18 protein-coding genes are annotated in these 20,439 nt (G+C 65.7%); 16 read left to right on the forward strand and 2 right to left on the reverse strand.

What is annotated here, in order from left to right; genetic code table 11:
* Window positions 1-9 precede the first annotated feature (9 nt).
* Window positions 10-1,314 (forward strand): lyase family protein, encoded by a 1,305-nt coding sequence (locus AC04PT_RS07315; RefSeq protein ID WP_482872966.1) that lies wholly within the window; start codon window positions 10-12, stop codon window positions 1,312-1,314.
* 3 nt (window positions 1,315-1,317) lie between these two features.
* Here AC04PT_RS07315 and AC04PT_RS07320 read toward each other — a convergent pair whose 3' ends face one another.
* The gene (locus AC04PT_RS07320) at window positions 1,318-2,214 is read right to left on the reverse strand and encodes a LysR family transcriptional regulator (protein WP_482872968.1); all 897 of its coding nucleotides are present in this window, start codon (window positions 2,212-2,214) and stop codon (window positions 1,318-1,320) included.
* 135 nt (window positions 2,215-2,349) lie between these two features.
* Here AC04PT_RS07320 and AC04PT_RS07325 point away from each other — a divergent pair, with 135 nt between their 5' ends.
* From AC04PT_RS07325 to iolB, 15 genes are all read left to right on the forward strand, one after another.
* Complete coding sequence (locus AC04PT_RS07325; RefSeq protein ID WP_482872969.1) at window positions 2,350-2,772, forward strand: DoxX family protein; 423 nt, start codon at window positions 2,350-2,352, stop codon at window positions 2,770-2,772.
* A gap of 56 nt (window positions 2,773-2,828) precedes the next feature.
* Window positions 2,829-3,650, forward strand: a complete 822-nt coding sequence (gene ygiD / locus AC04PT_RS07330; RefSeq protein WP_482872970.1) for a 4,5-DOPA-extradiol-dioxygenase — start codon at window positions 2,829-2,831, stop codon at window positions 3,648-3,650.
* A 65-nt stretch (window positions 3,651-3,715) separates the two neighbouring features.
* Entirely contained in the window at window positions 3,716-4,636 is a 921-nt protein-coding gene (locus AC04PT_RS07335) for a LysR family transcriptional regulator (protein WP_482872972.1), read from the forward strand.
* 216 nt (window positions 4,637-4,852) lie between these two features.
* On the forward strand, window positions 4,853-5,689 hold the full coding sequence (locus AC04PT_RS07340) for a shikimate dehydrogenase family protein (RefSeq protein ID WP_482872973.1): 837 nt from the start codon (window positions 4,853-4,855) through the stop codon (window positions 5,687-5,689).
* Window positions 5,686-7,572 (forward strand): bifunctional sugar phosphate isomerase/epimerase/4-hydroxyphenylpyruvate dioxygenase family protein, encoded by a 1,887-nt coding sequence (locus tag AC04PT_RS07345; RefSeq protein WP_482872975.1) that lies wholly within the window; start codon window positions 5,686-5,688, stop codon window positions 7,570-7,572. The genes AC04PT_RS07340 and AC04PT_RS07345 overlap by 4 nt, the downstream gene beginning before the upstream one ends.
* A gap of 52 nt (window positions 7,573-7,624) precedes the next feature.
* A complete protein-coding gene (locus tag AC04PT_RS07350; protein WP_482873087.1) occupies window positions 7,625-8,671 on the forward strand; it encodes a LacI family DNA-binding transcriptional regulator in 1,047 nt (348 codons plus the stop codon).
* Between the two features lie 132 nt (window positions 8,672-8,803).
* The gene (locus tag AC04PT_RS07355; protein WP_482872976.1) at window positions 8,804-9,619 is read left to right on the forward strand and encodes a TIM barrel protein; all 816 of its coding nucleotides are present in this window, start codon (window positions 8,804-8,806) and stop codon (window positions 9,617-9,619) included.
* A gap of 74 nt (window positions 9,620-9,693) precedes the next feature.
* Complete coding sequence (locus AC04PT_RS07360; protein ID WP_482872978.1) at window positions 9,694-10,638, forward strand: sugar ABC transporter substrate-binding protein; 945 nt, start codon at window positions 9,694-9,696, stop codon at window positions 10,636-10,638.
* Between the two features lie 83 nt (window positions 10,639-10,721).
* Window positions 10,722-11,810 (forward strand): ABC transporter permease, encoded by a 1,089-nt coding sequence (locus tag AC04PT_RS07365; protein ID WP_482872979.1) that lies wholly within the window; start codon window positions 10,722-10,724, stop codon window positions 11,808-11,810.
* 20 nt (window positions 11,811-11,830) lie between these two features.
* Window positions 11,831-12,649, forward strand: a complete 819-nt coding sequence (locus AC04PT_RS07370) for an ATP-binding cassette domain-containing protein (protein ID WP_482873088.1) — start codon at window positions 11,831-11,833, stop codon at window positions 12,647-12,649.
* 102 nt (window positions 12,650-12,751) lie between these two features.
* Complete coding sequence (gene iolG, locus AC04PT_RS07375) at window positions 12,752-13,762, forward strand: inositol 2-dehydrogenase (RefSeq protein WP_482872980.1); 1,011 nt, start codon at window positions 12,752-12,754, stop codon at window positions 13,760-13,762.
* A 10-nt stretch (window positions 13,763-13,772) separates the two neighbouring features.
* Entirely contained in the window at window positions 13,773-15,710 is a 1,938-nt protein-coding gene (locus tag AC04PT_RS07380; RefSeq protein WP_482872981.1) for a bifunctional 5-dehydro-2-deoxygluconokinase/5-dehydro-2-deoxyphosphogluconate aldolase, read from the forward strand.
* Entirely contained in the window at window positions 15,707-17,572 is a 1,866-nt protein-coding gene (iolD, locus tag AC04PT_RS07385; RefSeq protein WP_482872982.1) for a 3D-(3,5/4)-trihydroxycyclohexane-1,2-dione acylhydrolase (decyclizing), read from the forward strand. Before AC04PT_RS07380 ends, iolD begins: the two co-directional genes overlap by 4 nt.
* Window positions 17,572-18,477, forward strand: a complete 906-nt coding sequence (gene iolE / locus AC04PT_RS07390; protein ID WP_482872983.1) for a myo-inosose-2 dehydratase — start codon at window positions 17,572-17,574, stop codon at window positions 18,475-18,477. The genes iolD and iolE overlap by 1 nt, the downstream gene beginning before the upstream one ends.
* A gap of 9 nt (window positions 18,478-18,486) precedes the next feature.
* The gene (iolB, locus tag AC04PT_RS07395; RefSeq protein WP_482872985.1) at window positions 18,487-19,293 is read left to right on the forward strand and encodes a 5-deoxy-glucuronate isomerase; all 807 of its coding nucleotides are present in this window, start codon (window positions 18,487-18,489) and stop codon (window positions 19,291-19,293) included.
* Between the two features lie 76 nt (window positions 19,294-19,369).
* Here iolB and AC04PT_RS07400 read toward each other — a convergent pair whose 3' ends face one another.
* The gene (locus AC04PT_RS07400; protein ID WP_482872986.1) at window positions 19,370-20,398 is read right to left on the reverse strand and encodes a LacI family DNA-binding transcriptional regulator; all 1,029 of its coding nucleotides are present in this window, start codon (window positions 20,396-20,398) and stop codon (window positions 19,370-19,372) included.
* Window positions 20,399-20,439: the final 41 nt, after the last annotated feature.

Here is a 20,439-nt window from a genome sequence, read left to right on the forward strand (position 1 = left end):
GGCGACCCGATGCCCGACACCTTCCTCACGCGGCCGATCTTCGGCGATTCCGAAATGGCGCGCTGCTTCGACGACGCGGCGCTGGTCCGCGCCATGCGCGATGTCGAGGCGGCGCTGGCGCGGGTTCAGGGCGATCTCGGTATCATCCCCGCCGGCGCGGCCCGGGCGATCGATGACGCCGCGCAGGCGCTCACCATCGACCCCGCGCGCCTTGCGGACGGCGTGGCCGAAGCGGGGGTCCCGGTCCCGGCGCTGGTCTCCGCGCTGCGCGAAGCGGTGGGGCCGCCGCACGACGACTGGGTCCATTGGGGCGCCACCAGCCAGGACATCGTCGACACGGCGATGACTTTGGCCAGCGCCCGCGCGCTGGACCTTTTGAAGGCCCGGCTCTCCGCCGTGATCGACCACCTGGATCGGGCCAGCCGCAGCCATGAGATCACCCTGATGGCCGCCCGCACCCGCGGCCAGATGGCCACGCCGATCACCTTCGGCCTGCGGGTCGCGCAGTGGGCGCAACCGCTGATCGCGCTCGAAGCCGATCTGCCGGGCGTCCGTCACCGCGCCCTCAAGGTGCAGTTCGGCGGTGCCTCGGGCAGCCAAAGCGCAATTGCGCCACACGGCCCTGCAATTGCCGACGGCTTGGCCAAGACGTTGGGCCTCGCATCCTCTGCGCCGTGGCACACGGACCGGGTGGCGCAGGGCGGATTGGCAGGCTGGCTTGCCGGCCTCGTCACCGCCACCGCAAAGATGGCCGGCGATCTGGTTCTGTCCGGCCGCAGCGAGATCGGCGAAGTGCAGGCCGGCACGGGGGGTGGTTCGTCCACCATGCCGCAGAAGTCCAACCCGGTGACGGCCGAGGCGATCCTGTCGCTGTCCCGCGTCGCGCTTGCCTGCGAGACCGGCCTGTCGGCCAGCCGCATTCACGCCGAGGAACGCGACGGCGGCATGTGGGCCGTGGAATGGCTGCTCCTGCCGCAGCTGTTCGAGACCGCCGCCGCCGCGTTGCGCCATGCCGCGACGCTGGCCGCCGACCTGCGCCCCGACACCGCGGCCATGATGGCCCGGCTTGAGGACACGCCCGAGGTCTTCGCGGAGGCAGCCGTCTTCGCACTCGCCCCGACGGTCGGCCGGCAACAGGCGTCCCGGCTGGTCAAGGCGGCACTCGCGGCGCCGGACCCTCTGCACGATGCCCTCCGCAAGATCGCGCCGGGCGGCATCGACTGGGACGCGGCCCTTGCCCCCGAAGGCTTCGTCCAACCCGCCGCCGCCGTCGCCCGTGCCATCTTTGCCGCCCGCACCGGGACGCAGGAGTGACCTTCAGAGGATGTCCGCCGTCCTGACGTCTTCGGCCGCGAATTCGATCAGCGCGCGGACCTTGCGGGGCAGGGCGCGGCCTTCCAGATAGACGGCGGCGAGCGGCCCGGTGTCGCCATCGAACGCCGCCAACACCGGCACCAACGCGCCCGAGGCCAGCGCCGCCGCCAGCGCGAACCGGGGCGCATAGACCACGCCCATGCCCTGCACGGCCAACCCGGCGGCGGCGCGGGCCGAATTGACATGGAAGCGGCCCTGCACGTTGGCGAACACGTCCTTGCCGCCGTCCCGGAAGGCCCAGCGGCGCGGCGTGCGCCGGTTGGTGTCGACGATACAGGCGTGGCGCTCAAGGTCGGCGGGGTTGTTCGGGCTGCCGTGCGCCTCGATATATCGCGGGCTGGCGGCGACCACGGTGCGAAATTCTCCCAGTTTGCGCGTCTTGAGCGACAGCATGTCCGTGCGTCCCATGCGGAACGCCACGTCGATGCCGTCGCTGGCAAGGTCGACGTAGCGGTCGCTCAGCCGAAGATCGAAGGTCAGCCCGGGGTGCGAGGCGCCGAAGCGGGCCAGCATGTCCGTCACGTAGACCTCGCCGAACGTCACCGGCGCCGACACGCGGATCACGCCGGAATACCCGCGTGAGCCCTCTGACACCTCGGCCAGCAGGTCATCGAGGTCGTCGAGCATGGCCGGTGCCCGGGCCAGCAGGTCCTCGCCCGCCGGGGTCACACCCACCCGCCGGGTGGTGCGCTGCAACAGACGCACGCCAAGCCGGTCCTCCAAAGCGGCAACGTATTTCGAGGTCAACCGGTTGGACACACCAAGCTGATCCGCCGCTGCGGTGAAGGATCCGGTTTGCGCGGTGGCCACGAAGGCTTTGAGTTCATCAACGAGGTCCATGGCATATTGCGAACATAGTAAGGATAGTCATTCAATAACTTCGTCATTTTGTTGATTGTCTGCAAGCCTTATCTCCGCTGCATGGCATCAGGGCATAGCCGCAAGCCGCCCGCAGCAACATCAAGGATCACCGACATGACCACCCAGAACAACGCCGATTACGCCGCTTTCGTCCTCCGCCTGACCAGCGGGGTCGCCTTCCTTGCCCACGGCTGGCTCAAAGTCAGCGTCTTCACCATTCCCGGCACCGTCGCCTTTTTCGAAAGCCTCGGCCTGCCCGGGTTCTTCGCCTACCTCACGATCCTCGCCGAACTCGGCGGCGGCCTTGCGCTGATCCTCGGCGTCGGCGTGCGCGCGGTTTCGATCCCGCTGATCGCCATCCTGCTCGGTTCGGTCTGGGCGCATGCCGGCAACGGCTGGACCTTCTCGAACGCCGGCGGCGGCTGGGAATTCCCGCTGTTCTGGGCTATGGTTCAAGGTACCATCCTGACACTCGGCGCCGGGGCCCTCGCCCTGCGCCTGCCGGTGCTGGACGCCAAGCTCGGCCGCTTCGCCTGATCACCGCAGGACCGGGCCGCAGCCCTGCGGCCCGGCCGCACATTCGGAGACGCCCCATGCAAACCCACAGCCTTCAAGAGCTTCGCGATCGCTTCGCGCCGTCGGAACGCATGCCGCTGGTCTTTCTTGGCCACGGCAGTCCGATGAATGCCATCGAGGACACCGCTTATGCCCGCGCCTGGACCGCTCTCGGGCAGAGCCTGCCGCGTCCGAAGGCGATCCTTGTCGTCTCGGCCCACTGGATGACGCAGGGCACCACGCTGGTCGACGTTTCGGCCATGCCGCGCACGATCCACGATTTCTACGGTTTCCCGGACGCGCTCTATGCCGAGCAATACCCCGCAAAGGGTCAGCCGGACCTCGCCCGCGAGGTGGTCACGCTGCTGGCCTCCCACCGGGGGCAGGAGGACGACAGCTGGGGCCTGGACCACGGCGCCTGGGCGGTGCTGAAGTTCCTCTACCCCGAAGCCGATGTGCCGGTTTTCCAGGTCTCCATCGACATGAGGCGCGGGCTGGAACACCAGCTTGAGGTCGGGCGCACGCTGGCCGAGCTGCGCGACCGGGGGGTGTTGATCCTCGGCTCCGGCAACGTGGTCCACAACCTGCGCGCCATGAAACCCGGCGGCAAACCGATGGACTTCGCGCTCGCGTTCGACGCGCTGTTCGCCGACCGCCTGACGGACCGGGATTTCGCCGCGCTGGCCGACCGGGACGGCCTCGGCACCTTGCTGCCGCAGGCGCATCCGACGGTCGATCACTACCTGCCCGCGCTGACCATCGCAGGCGCCTCGGACAGCCGCGACGCACTGACCTTCATGACCGACAGCATCGACCTCGGCTCCGTTTCGATGCGGTCCTTCGTGTTCCACGCGGCGTAACCTTGGCTGCCGATGGTTGCGCATCCGTAACCCCGCGTTAATCTCGGGCGCGGGAGGACCGGTCAATGTCCGAGATGACCCTGCGCCAGATCGAGGTGATCCGCGCCGTGATGATGACCGGCACCATCAGCGGCGCCGCCGAGATGCTGAACGTCTCGGCCCCCGGCATCAGCCGGCTGGTCAAGCACACCGAGGAATCGCTCGGCATCCGCCTGTTCGAACGCAAGGCCGGGCTCTTCGTGCCCTCGGTCGAGGCCGGCCGCGTCTTCGACCAGCTGCGCGAGGTCTACAAAGGCGTCGCCAACCTGCAATCGGCGGTGGGCGCGCTTCAGAAGGGTCAGGATGTGCGCCTTGCCTTCGCCGCCGCCCCGTCGATTGCGCAGTTCATCGCGGCGCGTGTGTTGCGCCGGGTGCGCAACCGGTACGACGACCTGTTCATCGACCTCAATATCCTCAAGATCGAGGAAACGCTGGACTACCTGCTGCTCGAACGCGGCGAATTCGTCATCATGAGTTCCGAAGTCAGGAACGCCGCCTTCGAGAACGAACAGATCGCCGAGGGCCGAATCGTGGCGATCCTGCCCGAGGGACACGCGCTGGCCGACCTCGCCGAAATCTCGGTCCGCGACCTCGTCCGCTATCCGCTGATCGGCGTCGATCCTTCCGATCCCTACGGCGCGCTGCTCGCCCGGCCTTTCACCGAGGCGGGGCTGGAGGTCGAATATTCCATGCGCGGCCGGTTTGCGCAGACGGTGGTAAGCCTCGTCCGGCACGGACTTGGCGTCGCGGTGATCGACGAATTCTCGGTGGCCGAGGTCTATATGCCCGGCCTGGTGCGGCGGCCGCTGAAAGAGGCGGTCGGAATCGGATCCTTTGTCGTCACCAAGAAGGGCAGGGCGTTGTCGGGCTTTGCCGACTACACCATCCGCCAGTTCCGGCGCGAGATGGCCAGCGCGGTTGCCGCAGGCCCGGCCCACTTGACGTAATAACATCAGGTTAATCATACCCTCGTCTGGGTATTTGACGTTATTGTATACCATTTGCGATGGTCCCCGCTATCTTGGGTCGCAATCGGGCGACCCGATCGCAGCGACACCCGGGAGGATACCTGTGCAAACAGCCATTGCGGTCATCCTGACCTTCGTCTCGCAAGCCCCGCTCAGGACCCGGGCCCTTACCCGCCTGTTCAACGGGGCCCGCGCATGAGCCGTATCAGGCTGGGCCTCATTGGCGATAATATCGCCCGCTCGAAATCACCGCGCCTGCATCGCACCGCCGGCAAGCTGGCCGGCCTCGATGTCACCTATGACCGGCTGATCCCGAAGGACCTGGGACAGACCTTCGACGAGGTCTTCGCCCAGACGCAGACCAAGGGCTACCGCGGCATCAACGTCACCTATCCCTACAAGGAGATCGTGACCGCCAAGGTCACGGTGGACGACCCGCTGGTCCGCAAAATGGGCGCAATCAATACCGTCGTCTTCGAAGGCGAAGGCCCGAAAGGCTTCAACACCGATTACTCGGGTTTCAAATCCGCCTACCGCTCCGTGCCCGGGACAGCGAAACCCGGCACCGTCTGCCTGATCGGCGCCGGCGGCGTGGGCAAGGCGGTGGCCTTCGGCTTGATCGCGCTGGGCGCAAGCGAAATCCGCTGCGTTGATCTCGACGCCGCAAAGGCCGACGCACTGGCCGACAGCCTCCGCGCGCTCGGCACCGACACGACAATCGTGGCCTCCACCGACGCCGCCGCCAACGCGCAAGCCGCCGACGGTATCGTCAACTGCACCCCGCTCGGCATGGTGGGCATCGGTGGCACGCCGTTGGAGGCCGAGGCGCTGCATGGCGCCACATGGGCGTTCGACGCGGTCTATACGCCGGTCGACACCCGGTTCCTGCAGGATGCAAAGGCCGCCGGTGTCACGGTGATTTCCGGCTACGAGCTGTTCTTCCACCAGGGCGTCGACGCGTGGGACATCTTTACCGGCGTCCCGCTCGATCACGCGGCCCTGCGTGACGCCATTCAAGGGGACGACATATGAAGACCTCCATCGCCACCGTCTCGATCTCCGGCAACCTCCCGGAAAAGCTCGAAGCCATTGCCGCCGCCGGTTTCGACGGGATCGAGATCTTCGAGCAGGATTTCATCGCCCACGACGGCAGCCCGCGCGAGGTCGGAGACCTGATCCGCTCCATGGGCCTCGACATCACCCTGTTCCAGCCGTTCCGCGATTTCGAAGGATTGCCTGACCCGTTGCGCGCCAAGGCGTTCGACCGGGCCGAGCGCAAGTTCGATCTGATGGCCGAACTGGGCACCGACCTTGTGCTGGTCTGCTCGTCCTGCCATCCGGAGGCGCTGGGCGGCATCGACCGTGCGGCGGCGGATTTCCACGAACTCGGCGAACGCGCCGCCAGACGCGGACTGCGCGTGGGTTACGAAGCGCTGGCCTGGGGCCGGCACGTCAACGACCACCGCGACGCGTGGGAGGTGGTGCGCCGCGCCGATCACGCCAACGTTGGGCTGATCCTCGACAGCTTCCACACGCTCGCCCGCAAGATCGACCCCGATACCATCCGCCGCATCCCCGGCGACCGCATCTTCTTCGTGCAACTGGCCGATGCCCCCGCCATTGAAATGGACCTGCTCTACTGGTCGCGCCATTTCCGCAACATGCCGGGCGAAGGCGATCTGGCCGTCACCGACTTCATGCGCGCGGTCATGGCCACCGGCTACACCGGGCCCGTCAGCCTCGAGATCTTCAACGATCAGTTCCGCTCCGGCCCACCGCGAACCATCGCGATGGACGGCCACCGCTCACTGATCGCGCTGATGGACGACACCCGCCGGGCCGAGCCGTCGCTGAACGGCGATCTGCCGCAGATGCCGGCCCGGTCCTCGGTCGAGGGTGTCTCCTTCGTCGAATTCGCGACGCGCGGAGACGAGGCAGACACCCTGGAATCCCTGCTGCAAACCCTCGGTTTCCGGAACGCCGGCACACATATTGCCAAGGCGTTGACGCTGTGGACGCAGGGTGCGATTCGCATCGTCGTGAACCGCGAAACCAAGGGCTATGCCAGCAGCGCCTTTGCCATGCACGGCACCACGGTCTGCGATATCGGCCTCACGGTTAACAGCGCGTCCGATGCCGTTTCGCGCGCGAAACAGCTGGACGCGAAACCTTTCGACCAGCCCGTCGGCCCCGGCGAGTTGCAGATCCCGGCGGTCCGCGGCCTCTCGGGCAGCGTGCTGCACTTCATCGACGAAGCCAGCGGACTTTCCGATGTCTGGAGTGTCGAGTTCATGCCCGGCGTTTCGCAGGATCCGGGGGCGGGGCTGACCCGCATCGACCACCTTGCCCAGACCATGAGCTATGACGAGATGCTCAGTTGGTCGCTGTTCTACACCTCGCTCTTCGAGATGACGAAATCGCCCATGGTCGACGTGATCGACCCCGACGGTCTGGTTCGTAGTCAAGCCTTGGAGACCGGCGACGGAGGCTTCCGCATCACCCTCAACGGCGCCGAGACGCACCGCACCATGGCGGGCAACTTCCTGGCCGACAGCTTCGGAGCCTCGGTGCAGCACATCGCGCTTGCAACCGACGACATATTCGCCACCGCAGATGAACTGGCGCGGCGGGGTTTCGCGTCGTTGCCGATGTCCGAGAATTACTACGCCGACCTCGCGGCGCGGTTCGATATCGCCCCGGCGATGCTCGACCGGCTGCAAGCCGCGAACATCCTTTATGACGAGGACGCCAAGGGCGCGTTCTTTCAGGTTTACTCGAAACCCTACGCGGGCGGCATGTTCTTCGAGATCGTCGAGCGGCGCGGCGAATACGCGGGCTATGGCGCGCCCAACGCACCGTTCCGGATCGCGGCGCAGAAGCGGTTGATGCGCGGCAAGGGAATGCCGAGCCGGTAGCAGGTTTGCCAAGGTCCGGAACGCGGCCTAGAGTGCATGACGTTATTCCGTCATCAAGGCTGCACGCATGGCAAACCGCCCCACCATCAAGGATGTCGCCAAGGCGGCCGGCGTCAGCGTCACCACCGTCGACCGCGCCCTCAATGGACGGTCCCGCGTGCGCGAGGAGACGCTGCGCAAGATCGCCGAGGCGGCGCATCGGGTGGGCTATCACGGCAAGGGTCTGTTCGAGAGCCGCCTGAACGCCAGCATCCCCGAGGTGACCTTCGGCTTCGTGCTGCTCAAGCAGCAGCAGGAGTTCTTCCAGAACTTCGCGACCGAGATCCAGCGCGCCGTCGCCGCGCGGCGCGATATCAGGGGCCGCGCAGTGATCCGTTATTCCTCGTCGCAATCGCCGGCCGAGTTCACCGAGCTTCTGACCGACCTCGGCCGGTCCTGCGATGCCATTGCCGCCATCGCGGTCAATGACCAGAAGCTCGACCGCGTCGTCGAGGATCTGAGAGAAGCCGGGATCTCGGTGTTTTCGCTGCTGAACGATTTCGCGCAGGGCATCCGCAAAAGCTATGTCGGGCTCAACAACATGCGCGTCGGACGGCTGGCAGCATGGCTGATCACCAATACCGTCCGCGAACCCGGCAAGCTTGCGATCTTCGTCGGCGGCAACCGCTGGCACGGACATGACCTGCGCGAGGTGGGGTTCCGGTCCTTCGTGCGCGAGGCGGGCGGCGCTTTTACGGTGCTCGATACGCTGGTCAACCTCGAGACGCGGCAACTGACCTACGAGGCGACGCTGGACCTCGTGGACCGGCATCCAGACCTGCGCGGCATCTACGTGGCGGGCGGCGGCATGGAGGGGGCGATCGCGGCGCTGCGGGAAAGCCACGCGACGCCCCGGGTGGCGCTGGTGGTGAACGAGATGACCTCCGAAAGCCGCGCCGCGCTGATCGACGGCTATGTCAGGATGGTGATCGTCACGCCGTTGGGAGCCTTGTGCAGGGAGTTGATCGACAAGATGATCCGGTCGACCTCGGACCCCGACGACGGGGTCGCTGCGCAACATTTCCTCGAACCTCGGCTGTATCTGCCGGAAAGCGTTTAAATGACGTAAATGCGTCATTATGGCCCCGGTAAAAGCGTCACGAATGACGTGATGTTGCCCCCAGAATATTGACCGAATCTTCCCGTTTGCCGCAACTGTTGACAAGCATTCGATGTATTCCGGGGAGGGAAGATGAGGACAGCACTGAACCACATGACTGTGCCGCACTTGCCCTATGAGGCGTTCCTCGACCTTGCGGCGCGGCTTGGCTGCATAGGCGTCGAAGTCCGCAACGATATTGCAAGGCCGCTTTTCGACGGCACTCCCCCCGAAGAGGCGGGCCGGATGGCGCAGGACAGGGGTCTGCGGCTGGTGGGGCTGAGCCAGGTCTATCCGTTCAACGACTGGACGGCGGAGCGCAAGGCCGAGGTGCAGGCGCTGATCGACATTGCCAAGGCGTCAGGCGCCGAGACCATCAGCCTTATCCCGCGCAACGACGGCATCGGGCTGGGCAATGGCGAGCGTCAGGCAAACCTGCGGATTGCGTTGAAGGGCGTGCTGCCGCTGTTGCAGGACTCCGGCATGACCGCGCTGGTCGAACCGCTTGGCTTCCGCAGGTCCTCATTGCGGTCGAAGTCCGATCTGGTCGAGACCATCGGCGCGGTCGGCGGTGGCGATCATCTTCGCATCGTGCACGACACCTTTCACCACACGCTGGCCGACGGCGGGCCGCTCTATCCTGAGCGCACCGGAATTGTCCATATCTCGGGCGTGACCGACGCGACCCTCGCAATCCACGAGATGGAAGACGAACACCGCGTGTTGGTCGACGAAGCCGACCGGCTGGGCAATATCGAACAAATCGCGGCGCTACTGGGCGCAGGCTATGACGGGCCGATTTCCTATGAGTGTTTCTCGCCCGACACCCATGCGCTGAGTGATCCCTACACCGAGATCAAGCGCTCGTTCGATTACATCTCTTCGCAGCTTCAGGCGCGTGCCGCCTGAGCGAAGCTTCGGCCCCTGACGGGGCTTCCGGCAAGACAATCGGTGGACCGGACACCATCAAGGGAGGAAACCCAATGAAAAAGACCCTGACCGCTGCGGCGCTCGTATCGCTGATGTCGACAACCGCCATGGCCGAGACCATCGGCGTTTCGATGGCCGTCTTCGACGACAACTTCCTGACCGTTCTGCGCAACGGCATCGAAGAGCAGGCAAACGGCATGGACGGTGTCGATGTCCAGATCGAGGACGCGCAGAACGACGTTGCCCGCCAGCTTGACCAGATCAACAACTTCGTGGCCTCGGGCGTCGACGCGATCATCGTCAATCCGGTGGACACCTCGGCCACGCAGGCGATGACCAACGCCGCCGAAGCCGCCGGCGTGCCGCTGGTCTATGTCAACCGCGAGCCAATCAACGTCGACACGTTGCCCGACAACCAGGCCTTCGTGGCCTCCAACGAAGCCGAATCCGGCACCCTTCAGACCATCGAGATGTGCGACGTGCTGGCCGAGCAGGGCAAGGACCCGGCCAAGGTCTACATCCTGATGGGCCAGCTGTCGAACCAGGCCGCGGTGATGCGCACCAAGGACATCGACGACGTGATCGCGGGCGGCAAATGCGCCGTCGAGATTCAGGAGATCGACCGTCAGACCGCCAACTGGTCGCGTGAGGAAGCCACCAACATGATGACCAACTGGCTGTCGTCGGGCGAGCAATTCGACGCGGTGATTGCCAACAACGACGAGATGGCGCTGGGCGCGCTGCAGGCGATCAAGGCGGCCGGCATAGCGATGGAAGATGTCGTCGTCGGCGGTATCGACGCCACCCAGGACGCGCTGTCGTCGATGGAAGCGGGCGAACTGGACGTGACCGTTTTCCAGAACGCACATGCGCAGGGCTCGGGCGCGCTGCAGGCGGCGCTGGACCTCGCCGGTGGCAAAGAGGTCGATCAGAAGGTCTATGTGCCCTTCGAACTGGTGACCCCGGACAACATGGCCGACTACACCGACAAGAACTGAGCGCCTTCGCGTTCACCGGGGACGGCGGAATGCGCCGTCCCCACCGGATGACTTGACCCCTGCACGGGGAGGAGACCGAAACAATGTCCGATCAGACTTCGCACGGTATCGGCGGGCTGACCTTCGACAAGAAGAAGCGGGCCTGGCCCAATGAATTCAACGTCTTTCTGGCGTTGATCCTGATCACCGTCCTGTTCGAGGTTCTGGGACAAATTCTGCCCTACATGAACGGCCAGAGCATGCTGTTCGACTTCAACGAGGCACGCGACGGCACCATCCTGAACATGGCGCGGATCAAGATCATCATCCTGCAGGTGGCGATCATCGGGATCATTTCGCTGGGGGTGACGCAGGTCATCATTCTGGGCGGGATCGACCTGTCGTCGGGCCCGCTGGTGGGCGCGGCGGCGATGATCGTGATGTCCTTCGCCCAGACCGAGCTGGTCAACGGCAACCCCAACCCCAAGGCGGTGTTCGGCCCCTGGGCGATGGACCTGTGGGTGCTGGCGCCGATCGTGGTGGGGCTGATCTTCGGGGCGTTCGTGGGCTCGATCAACGGTGCGCTGGTGGCCTTTGCGCGCATTCCGCCGTTCATCGCCACGCTGGGGATGTTCCTGATCCTGCGCGGCGTGTCGCAATGGTGGACCAAGGGCCAGCCGGTGTCCTTTCCGACCGAGGCCTATGCCGGGATCGGGTCGGGCATGATGCCGGTGGTCTGGTTCATCGCGCTGGCGGTGCTGTTGCACCTGATCATGCGCTACACCGTCTATGGCAAGCACACCTACGCCATCGGATCGAACGAGGATGCGGCGCGGATGTCGGGAATCAACGTGCGCAAGCACAAGATCATGGTCTACATGATCGCCTCGACGCTGGCCGCCTTTGCCGCCATCGTGCTCAGTTCTAAGAACCTCACCGCGCAGGCCGGGATGGGCCAGTTCTACGAGCTTTACGCCATCGCCATGGCGGTGATCGGCGGGGTCAGCCTGACCGGCGGGCGCGGGTCGATCATCGGCACCGTGCTGGGCGCCATGGTCTTCGGGGTGATCCAGTCCGGCTTTACCTTCATCAAGCTCGACGCGTTCTATCAGCTGATGGCGATGGGCGCGATCATCATCGGGGCCGTGGTCCTTGACCAATACCGGCAGCAACGCGCCGCGTCGCGGGCCTAGGGAGAGACGACATGAGCGACATGCAGACCAACATCTCGGGCGCCAGCGCCCCCCATGCGGACACCGCCCCGGGCGACATCATCCTCGAGACCCGCGACCTGACCAAGCACTATGGCGGCGTGCACGCGCTGGAGGGGGCGAACTTCACCCTTCGCCGGGGCGAGCACGTGGCGATCATGGGCGACAACGGGGCCGGGAAGTCGACCTTCGTGCGCCAGATCACCGGCGTCGAGCAGCGTACGCGGGGCGAGATCATCTTCGACGGCAAGCCGGTGCACTTTGCCGGCCCGCTGGAGGCGCGCAATGCCGGGATCGAGACGGTGTTCCAGACACTGGCGCTGGCCGACCAGCTTGACGTGCCGGACAACCTGTTCCTCGGACGCGAGATCTTCAAGGTGAAGCTGGGGCCGTTCTCGATCCTCGATTACAAGGCGATGCGGCAGCGCACCATCGAGGCGCTGGAAAAAACCGGGGTGAAGATCCCCAACATCCGCGGCTCGATCGAGCGGATGTCGGGGGGCCAACGGCAATGCGTGGCCATCGCCCGCACCGCCACCTTCCACTCGAAGCTGACCATCATGGACGAGCCGACGGCGGCGCTGGGCGTGCAGGAAACCGCGCAGGTCGAGAACATCGTGCGCACGTTGAAAGAGGCAGGCGAGCCGTTGATCCTGATCAGCCACAACATGCGGCAGGTGATGGATCTGGTGGACCGCATCGTGGTGTTCCGGCGCGGCCGCATTTGCGCCAATCTGAAGAAGGAAGAGACCAACGGCGAGGACGTCGTGGCCTATATCACCGGCGCAAAGACCCAGCCGGAGTTCGAACACGCTGCCTGACCGTTCGGCCGGCTTCCTTCTCATCGCGGTCGACGGATGCTCCCCCGTCGGCCGCGCCCTGACACCTAGCGCCCCGGCGCATCGTCACCTTACGAGGACACCATGACAGTCAACTTCGCAATTCTGGGTGCAGGTCGCATTGGGCAGGTCCATGCCCGCGCCGTCACCTCTACGCCCGGCGCGCGGCTTATCGCCATCGCCGACCCGATGCCCGACGCCGCTGGCCGCGTCGCCGACGCCTATGGCTGCGACATCCGCACCATCGACGAGATTGCCGCCAGCGACGACATCCACGGCGTCGCCATCTGCACGCCGACGAACACCCACGCCGACCTGATCGAACAGTTCGCCAAGGCCGGCAAGGCGGTGTTCTGCGAAAAGCCGGTCGACCTAAGCCTGTCGCGGGTCACGGCATGCCTGAAGACCGTCGAGGCCGAGGGCGCCACGCTGATGGTGGGGTTCAACCGGCGTTTCGATCCCGACTTCATGGCTGTGAAACAGGCCATCGACGCGGGCCGCATCGGCAAGGTCGAGATGGTCACCCTGACCAGCCGCGACCCCGGTGCGCCGCCGGCCGAATACATCAAGTCCTCGGGCGGGATATTCCGCGACATGACGATTCATGATTTCGACGTCGCCCGCTGGCTTCTGGGCGAAGAGATCGAGACCGTGCAGGCGGCGGCGTCCGTCCTGACCGACCTCGAGATCGGCCGGCTGGGCGATTACGACAGCGTCAACGTGATCCTGACCACCGCCAGCGGCCGCCAGGCCACGATCTCGAATTCCCGCCGGGCCAGCTATGGTTACGATCAGCGGATCGAGGTTCTGGGTTCCGAAGGCGCGGTTTCTGCCGAGAACCACCGCGAGGCCAATATCGAGATCGCCGATGGCAAGGGTTTCCAGCGTCCGCCGCTGCTGAACTTCTTCATGTCCCGCTATACCCAGGCCTACGCCAATGAGATCGCGGCCTTCGTGGCCTCGGTGGCCGATGGCGCCGCAACGCCGACCACCGGACATGACGGCATGATGGCGCTGGCTTTGGCGGATGCGGCCTTGCGCGCGGTAGAGACCGGCTGCACGGTCAAGGTCGCAGACATCATCGACGCTGACTGAGAGGCAGGCCATGACACGGGAACTCGATCTGATCACCATCGGCCGGTCCTCGGTGGACCTTTACGGCGCGCAGGTTGGCGGGCGGTTGGAGGACATGGGCAGCTTTGACAAGTATATCGGCGGGTCTCCGACGAACATTGCCTGCGGGACGGCGCGGCTGGGGCTGAAATCGGCCGTCATCACCGGTGTGGGTGACGAGCACATGGGCCGGTTCATCACCGAGCAACTGACCCGCGAAGGCGTCAACACGGAAGGCGTGAAGGTCGATCCCGAGCGGCTGACGGCGCTGGTGCTGCTGGGCATACGGGACAGCGAGCGGTTTCCGCTGATCTTTTATCGCGAGAGCTGCGCCGACATGGGGCTGACCGTGGATGACATTGACCCGGAGTTCATCCGGCGGGCGCGGGCGGTGGTGGCGACCGGCACGCATCTGTCGCATCCGCAGGTCGAGGCGGCGACGCTGAAGGCGCTGGAGATCGCGCGGGCGGCGGGGATGCAAACGGCGCTGGATATCGACTATCGCCCGAACCTCTGGGGTGTGGCAGGCCATGGCGAGGGCGAAAGCCGCTTCGTCGAGAGCGCCGCTGTCACCGCCAAGCTGCAGGAAACCCTGCACCTGTTCGATCTGATCGTCGGCACGGAAGAGGAGTTTCACATCGCGGGCGGATCGACAGATACCGTCGAGGCCTTGCGCGCGGTGCGCGGCGTTTCGAAGGCGACGCTGGTGTGCAAACGCGGCGCGGCGGGCGCGGTGGCCTTCACCGGCGACATTCCCGATAGCCTTGACGATGGCGAGGCAGGTCCGGGCTTTCCAATCGAGGTGTTCAATGTGCTAGGCGCGGGCGACGGCTTCATGTCGGGGCTGTTAAAGGGATGGCTGGACGGCGAGGACTGGCCCGTGGCGCTGAAATACGCCAATGCCTGCGGTGCCTTCGCGGTGTCGCGGCATGGCTGTACGCCGGCCTATCCGTCGTGGGAGGAGTTGCAGTTCTTCTTCGAGCGCGGCATCCGCCGCCCGGACCTGCGCAATGACGCGGAACTGGAGCAGGTGCATTGGGCCACCAACCGGCAGTCCAGATCGGGGGGCGACTGGAGCGTGCTCCGTACCTTCGCCTTCGATCACCGGCTGCAGCTTGAGGAAATGGACGGCTACACGCTGGAAAAGGGGGGCCGGTTCAAGGAGCTTTGCCTCGAGGCGGCGCTGAAGGTGCAGGACGGGCGGGCCGGTTATGGCATCCTGTGCGACAACCGGATCGGGCGGGCGGCGCTGCACGCGGCCTCCGGCACGGGCCTCTGGATCGGGCGGCCCACCGAACTGCCGGGTTCGCGGCCGATCGAGTTTGAACCGGAACTGGGCGAGGATCTCGGGCAATTGCGCGAATGGGCGCGCGAGAACGTGGTCAAGCTGCTGGTCTTCTGCCACCCGGACGACGATGACAAGACGCGCAAGATGCAGATCGCGCGGGTCAGGCGGCTGTTCACGGCGGCGCGACGCAACGGGTTGGAATTCCTGCTGGAGATCATCCCGTCCAAGGTCGGCCCGGTGGATGACGAAACCTCGGCGGTGCTGATCCAGAGTTTCTATGAAGCCGGCGTCTATCCCGATTGGTGGAAGCTGGAGCCGTTCAGGACCGACGCGGCCTGGACCAACGCGGTGGCCGCGATCGAACGCAACGATCCGCGCACCCGCGGCATCGTGGTGCTGGGGCTGGACGCGCCGGAGGCGGAACTGGCGGAGAGCTTTGCGCTGGCCGCGAGGCAGCCTCTGGTGAAAGGTTTCGCTGTGGGCCGGACAATCTTCGGAGATGCGGCCCGCGCCTGGCTGACAGGCGAGATGAGTGACGATGAGGCCGTGACGCAGATGGCCGAGCGGTATACCCGCCTGTGCGACATCTGGGACGGGGCAAGACAGGCGGCCCGCAAAGGCGCCAAGGAGGATGCCGCATGAGCAAGACGATCCGGTTGACCGCCGCACAGGCGATGGTGCGCTACATCGCGGCGCAGAAGAACGCCGAGGGCGAGAGATTCATCGAAGGCTGCTGGGCGATCTTCGGCCACGGCAACGTTGCGGGTTTCGGCGAAGCGCTGTACGCCCACCGCGACAGCCTTCCCACCTGGCGCGGGCATAATGAGCAGACAATGGCGCATGCCGCCATCGCCTATGCCAAGCAATCGCGGCGGCGCAAGGCGATGGCGGTGACCTCTTCCATCGGGCCGGGCGCGGCCAACATGGTGACGGCGGCGGCACTGGCGCATGTCAACCGTCTGCCAGTGCTACTGATCCCCGGCGATGTCTTTGCCGACCGCGGCCCCGACCCGGTGCTGCAACAAGTCGAAGACTTTGGCGACGGCACGGTCACGGTCAACGACTGCTTCAAGCCGGTGACCCGGTACTTCGACCGCATCACCCGGCCCGAGCAGTTGCTGACCGCGCTGCCGCGGGCTTTCCGGGTGATGACCGACCCGGCGGACTGCGGCCCGGTCTGCCTGTCGTTCTGTCAGGACGTGCAGGCCGAGGCTTACGACTGGCCAGAAAGCTTCTTCGAACCGCGGGTCTGGCGGCCGCGCCGCATCAGGCCCGACACGCAGGAACTGCTTGAGGTGGCCGACCTGGTCCGCGCCGCGAAACGCCCGGTGATCGTCGCCGGCGGCGGAGTGCATTATGCGCAGGCCACTGACGCCTTGGCCTCGTTCGCCGAGGCGCACAACATCCCCGTGACCGAGACCCAGGCCGGCAAATCGGCGCTGCCTTGGGACCACGCGCTGAACTTGGGGCCCATCGGCGTGACCGGCGGCGAGGCGGCCAATACGGTCTGCGCCGAGGCCGACCTTGTGATCGGTGTCGGTACGCGGTTTCAGGACTTCACCACCGGATCGTGGGGGCTGTTCGCCAATCCTGAACGCAAGCTGGTCTCGCTCAACGTCGCCGCCTATGACGCGATGAAGCATGGCGCGGTGCCTCTGATGTCGGACGCGCTGGTCGGGCTAAAGGAATTGGGTGCCGCGCTGAGCGGCCACCGTGCGCCGGGCACGACCGAGGGGCTGAAGGAGGATTGGTTCGGCAAGGTCGATCCGCTGACCGCAGCGCCGGACGAGGGCAGCCCGCCCTCAGACAGCGAAGGGGTCCGACATAACAAATTGCCCACCGACATGCAGGTGATCGGCGCAGTGCAGCGCGCGGCTACCGCCGACACCGTCGTCATGTGCGCCGCCGGTACCATGCCGGGCGAGTTGCACAAGCTGTGGAAGGCGGGCGCGCCCGGCAGCTACCACATGGAATACGGATTTTCCTGCATGGGCTATGAGATCGCCGGCGCGATGGGCATCAAGATGGCCGAGCCCGCGCGTGACGTGATCTGCTTTACCGGCGACGGCACCTACATGATGGCCAATTCCGAAATGGCGACGGCGGCGATGATGGGCATTCCCTTCACCGTGGTGGTGACCGACAACCGTGGCTTCGGCTGCATCAACCGGTTGCAGATGGGCTGCGGCGGGGCCGAGTTCAACAACCTGCTCGATCACACGATTCACCAGACGCCCTCGCGCATCGACTTTGCCAAACACGCTGAGGCGATGGGGGCCACGTCGGTCAAGGTCGCCTCGATCGCCGAGTTGGAGGAGGCTTTGGCGAAGCGCGGCGCGGCCAAGGGGCCCTACGTAGTGGTGATCGACACCGATCCCTACCCCTCGACCGAGCACGGCGGAACCTGGTGGGAGGTGGGCGTGCCGGAAGTCTCGGAGCGCGACGAGGCCCGCACCGCGCGCGCCGATTACGAAGCCCGCAAGAAAATGCAGAGGGCAGACTGATGGCTGTGAAGATCGGCATTTCGCTGATCGCGTGGCAGAACGACGACCTGCCGGAGCTGACCAGAGATTACACCACCGAGGGCGCCATGCAGGACGCCGCGACGATTGGCTATACTGGCGTCGAACGCGGCCGCCGGATGCCGGCGGACACGGAGGGTTTGCGCACCTACCTCGACCGCTATGGCGTGGCGCTCTGCGGTGGCTGGTGTTCGGGCAACCTGATGAACGACGACGTGGCGACCGAGGCTGAGGCGATCCGCGCGCAGGTGGAGCAGTTTGCTGCCCTGAACGCGCCCTGCATCGTCTACGCCGAGTGCTCCAACACGATACAGGGCGCGCAGGACACGCCTGTGTCGCGCCGCCCAAAGCTGCCGCGCGACGCGGTGACGGACTATGCCCGGAAGCTTTCGGAACTGGCGAAGTGGTCGCGCGATCAGGGGGTTGTGCTGAGCTATCACCACCACATGGGCGCCATGGTGCAGGACGCCGAGGACATCGACTGGCTGATGGAGGCATCGGACCCGGCGCTGACCCTGCTTTACGACACCGGGCATCTGCACTTTGCCGGGGCGGACCCCTTGGCGGTGCTCGACAAGTGGGGGGATCGGGTCCACCACGTGCACTTCAAGGATGTGCGTCAGCCGGTGCTCGACTGGGTGGAGGCGGAGGACCGCAGCTTCCTCGACGGCGTGGCGGCGGGCGTCTATTCGGTGCCGGGCGATCCGGAGGGCTGCATCGATTTCCAAGCGGTGACCGACAGGCTGAAGGCGATGGATTACGCAGGCTGGATCGTCGTCGAGGCCGAGCAGGACCCGGCGAAGGCGCCGCCCTTCGAATACTCGAAGCTGGGCTATGACCATATCGTCGAGATCTGCGCCCGCTCCGGCCTGACCATCGAAAGCTGAGGACACCCCATGCCAGACCTGCTTTGCAAACCCTTCGGCACACGCGGCAAAGTGCACCAGATCACACCCGAGAGCGCCGGCTGGCGGTATGTCGGCTTTTCGCTGTACCACCTGAAACCCGGCGACACCGCTACCGAGGCGACGGGCGACCGCGAGGTCATCCTCGTCATGGTCGAGGGCAAGGCGCGGATCACCGGCGCCGGACAGGATTGGGGTGTGCTGGGCGAGCGCATGAACGTCTTCGAGAAGTCGCCGCCGCATTGCCTGTACCTTCCGAACGGCACGGAATGGGAGGCTGTCGCCGAGACCGATTGTGTGCTGGCCGTCTGTTCGGCGCCGGGTAAGGGCGGCCACGCCGCGCGGCGCATCGGGCCGGATGGCATCAGCCTGACCGAGCGCGGCAAGGGCACCAATACCCGCCACATCAATAACATCGCTATGGAGGCCGAGGACTACTGCGACAGCCTGCTGGTGACCGAGGTCTTCACCCCAGCGGGCCATTGGTCGTCCTATCCCAGTCACCGACACGACGAAGACGACTTTCCGCGCATCACCTACCTTGAGGAAACCTATTATCACCGGCTCAACCCGGCCTCGGGCTTCGGTGTGCAACGGGTCTATACCGACGACGGTGGGTTGGACGAGACCATGGCGGTCAAGGACGGCGACGTGGTGCTGGTGCCGCGCGGCCACCACCCCTGCGGCGCGCCCTATGGCTTTGAGATGTATTATCTGAACGTCATGGCCGGCCCCCGCCGCAACTGGCGCTTCGTCGCCGCGCCCGAGGTGGCATGGATCATGGAACGGGACGGGTAGCGGCCGGCCCGCTTCGGATGTAATGCGGGGTCTCGTTTACGAGGCGGAGGTCGCGGAGAGCCGGGACGCGGAAGCGTTACAGCGACTCCGGTGAGTACAGGCGCGGTGTCAGGAAATGCTGACCTGACCCTGCCGGACCGCCGCGCACCGCCTCGGCCATCAGCCCGACCAGATCGTAACAGAGTTCGCGCAGCGGCGTCGCGATGACAAGGCTGACGTAGCGCTGGGCCAGCGCGGCACGGCTTTCCGCTGTCAGTTCGTTGACCACCAGCACCACCTTTCCGGCCGGCCGGATTTCCCGCAACGCCGCGATCGCGCCCTCCATGCCGCCGCCGGCCACGTAGATGCCGCGCAGGTCAGGGTGACGGTCAAGCAGGTCCAGCGTCGCCTCGTAGGTCACTTGCCGTGTTTCGAGGTTCACCATGGCGTCCAGAAGATGCAGATCGGGGGCATTGTCCCTGAGGTAGCTGCGCAACCCGGTTTCACGCAGGATGTGGCCATGCCAGCGGTTGCCGCCGATGAAGACCGCGACCTTGCCGGGGCCGCGCACCTGCGTGGCGATCATCCAGCCAGCGATGCGACCGACGCGGACATTGTCGAGCCCGACGTAACTTTGCTGCACACCCGAGGCGGCATCGTTGAGCACCGAGAACACCGGTTTGCCGGCAGACTGCACGTCACGGATGGTGTCGGACAGAGCCGGGTGATTGATGGCAGAGGTCGCCAGAACGTCGGCGCTGTCCGCGACATCGCGAAGTTCGGCGGCGAAGTCGGTCGGGGATTGCGACGAGGAGAAGCGGATCACGCATTGGCCCCGAATATCGGTACGGCTGCCTACGGCCGCTTTGAGGGTGCTGGCGAAGTTTCGGTAGAACTCCTGCGAGGGCTTATGAAGGACGAAGCCGAAACGCACGGTCGGCCGGCGGGCTTCTTGCCGGCGGGTTTCGAGCTTGGCGGTGGGGTAGCCGATACGTTCGGCCGCCTCCAGAACCTGCGTCACTGTCGATTGGCGCACCCCCGGCCGGTCGTTGAGAACACGGTCCACGGTTGCGAGGCCCACATCGGCGGCGCGTGCCAAGTCCTTCAGGGTCGGGCGACGGGGCATGTTGCGCCTTTTGAGGTGATTACATCATTCATAGTGGCAGG

The sequence above is a fragment of the Litorisediminivivens sp. KMU-197 genome (assembly GCF_056858395.1).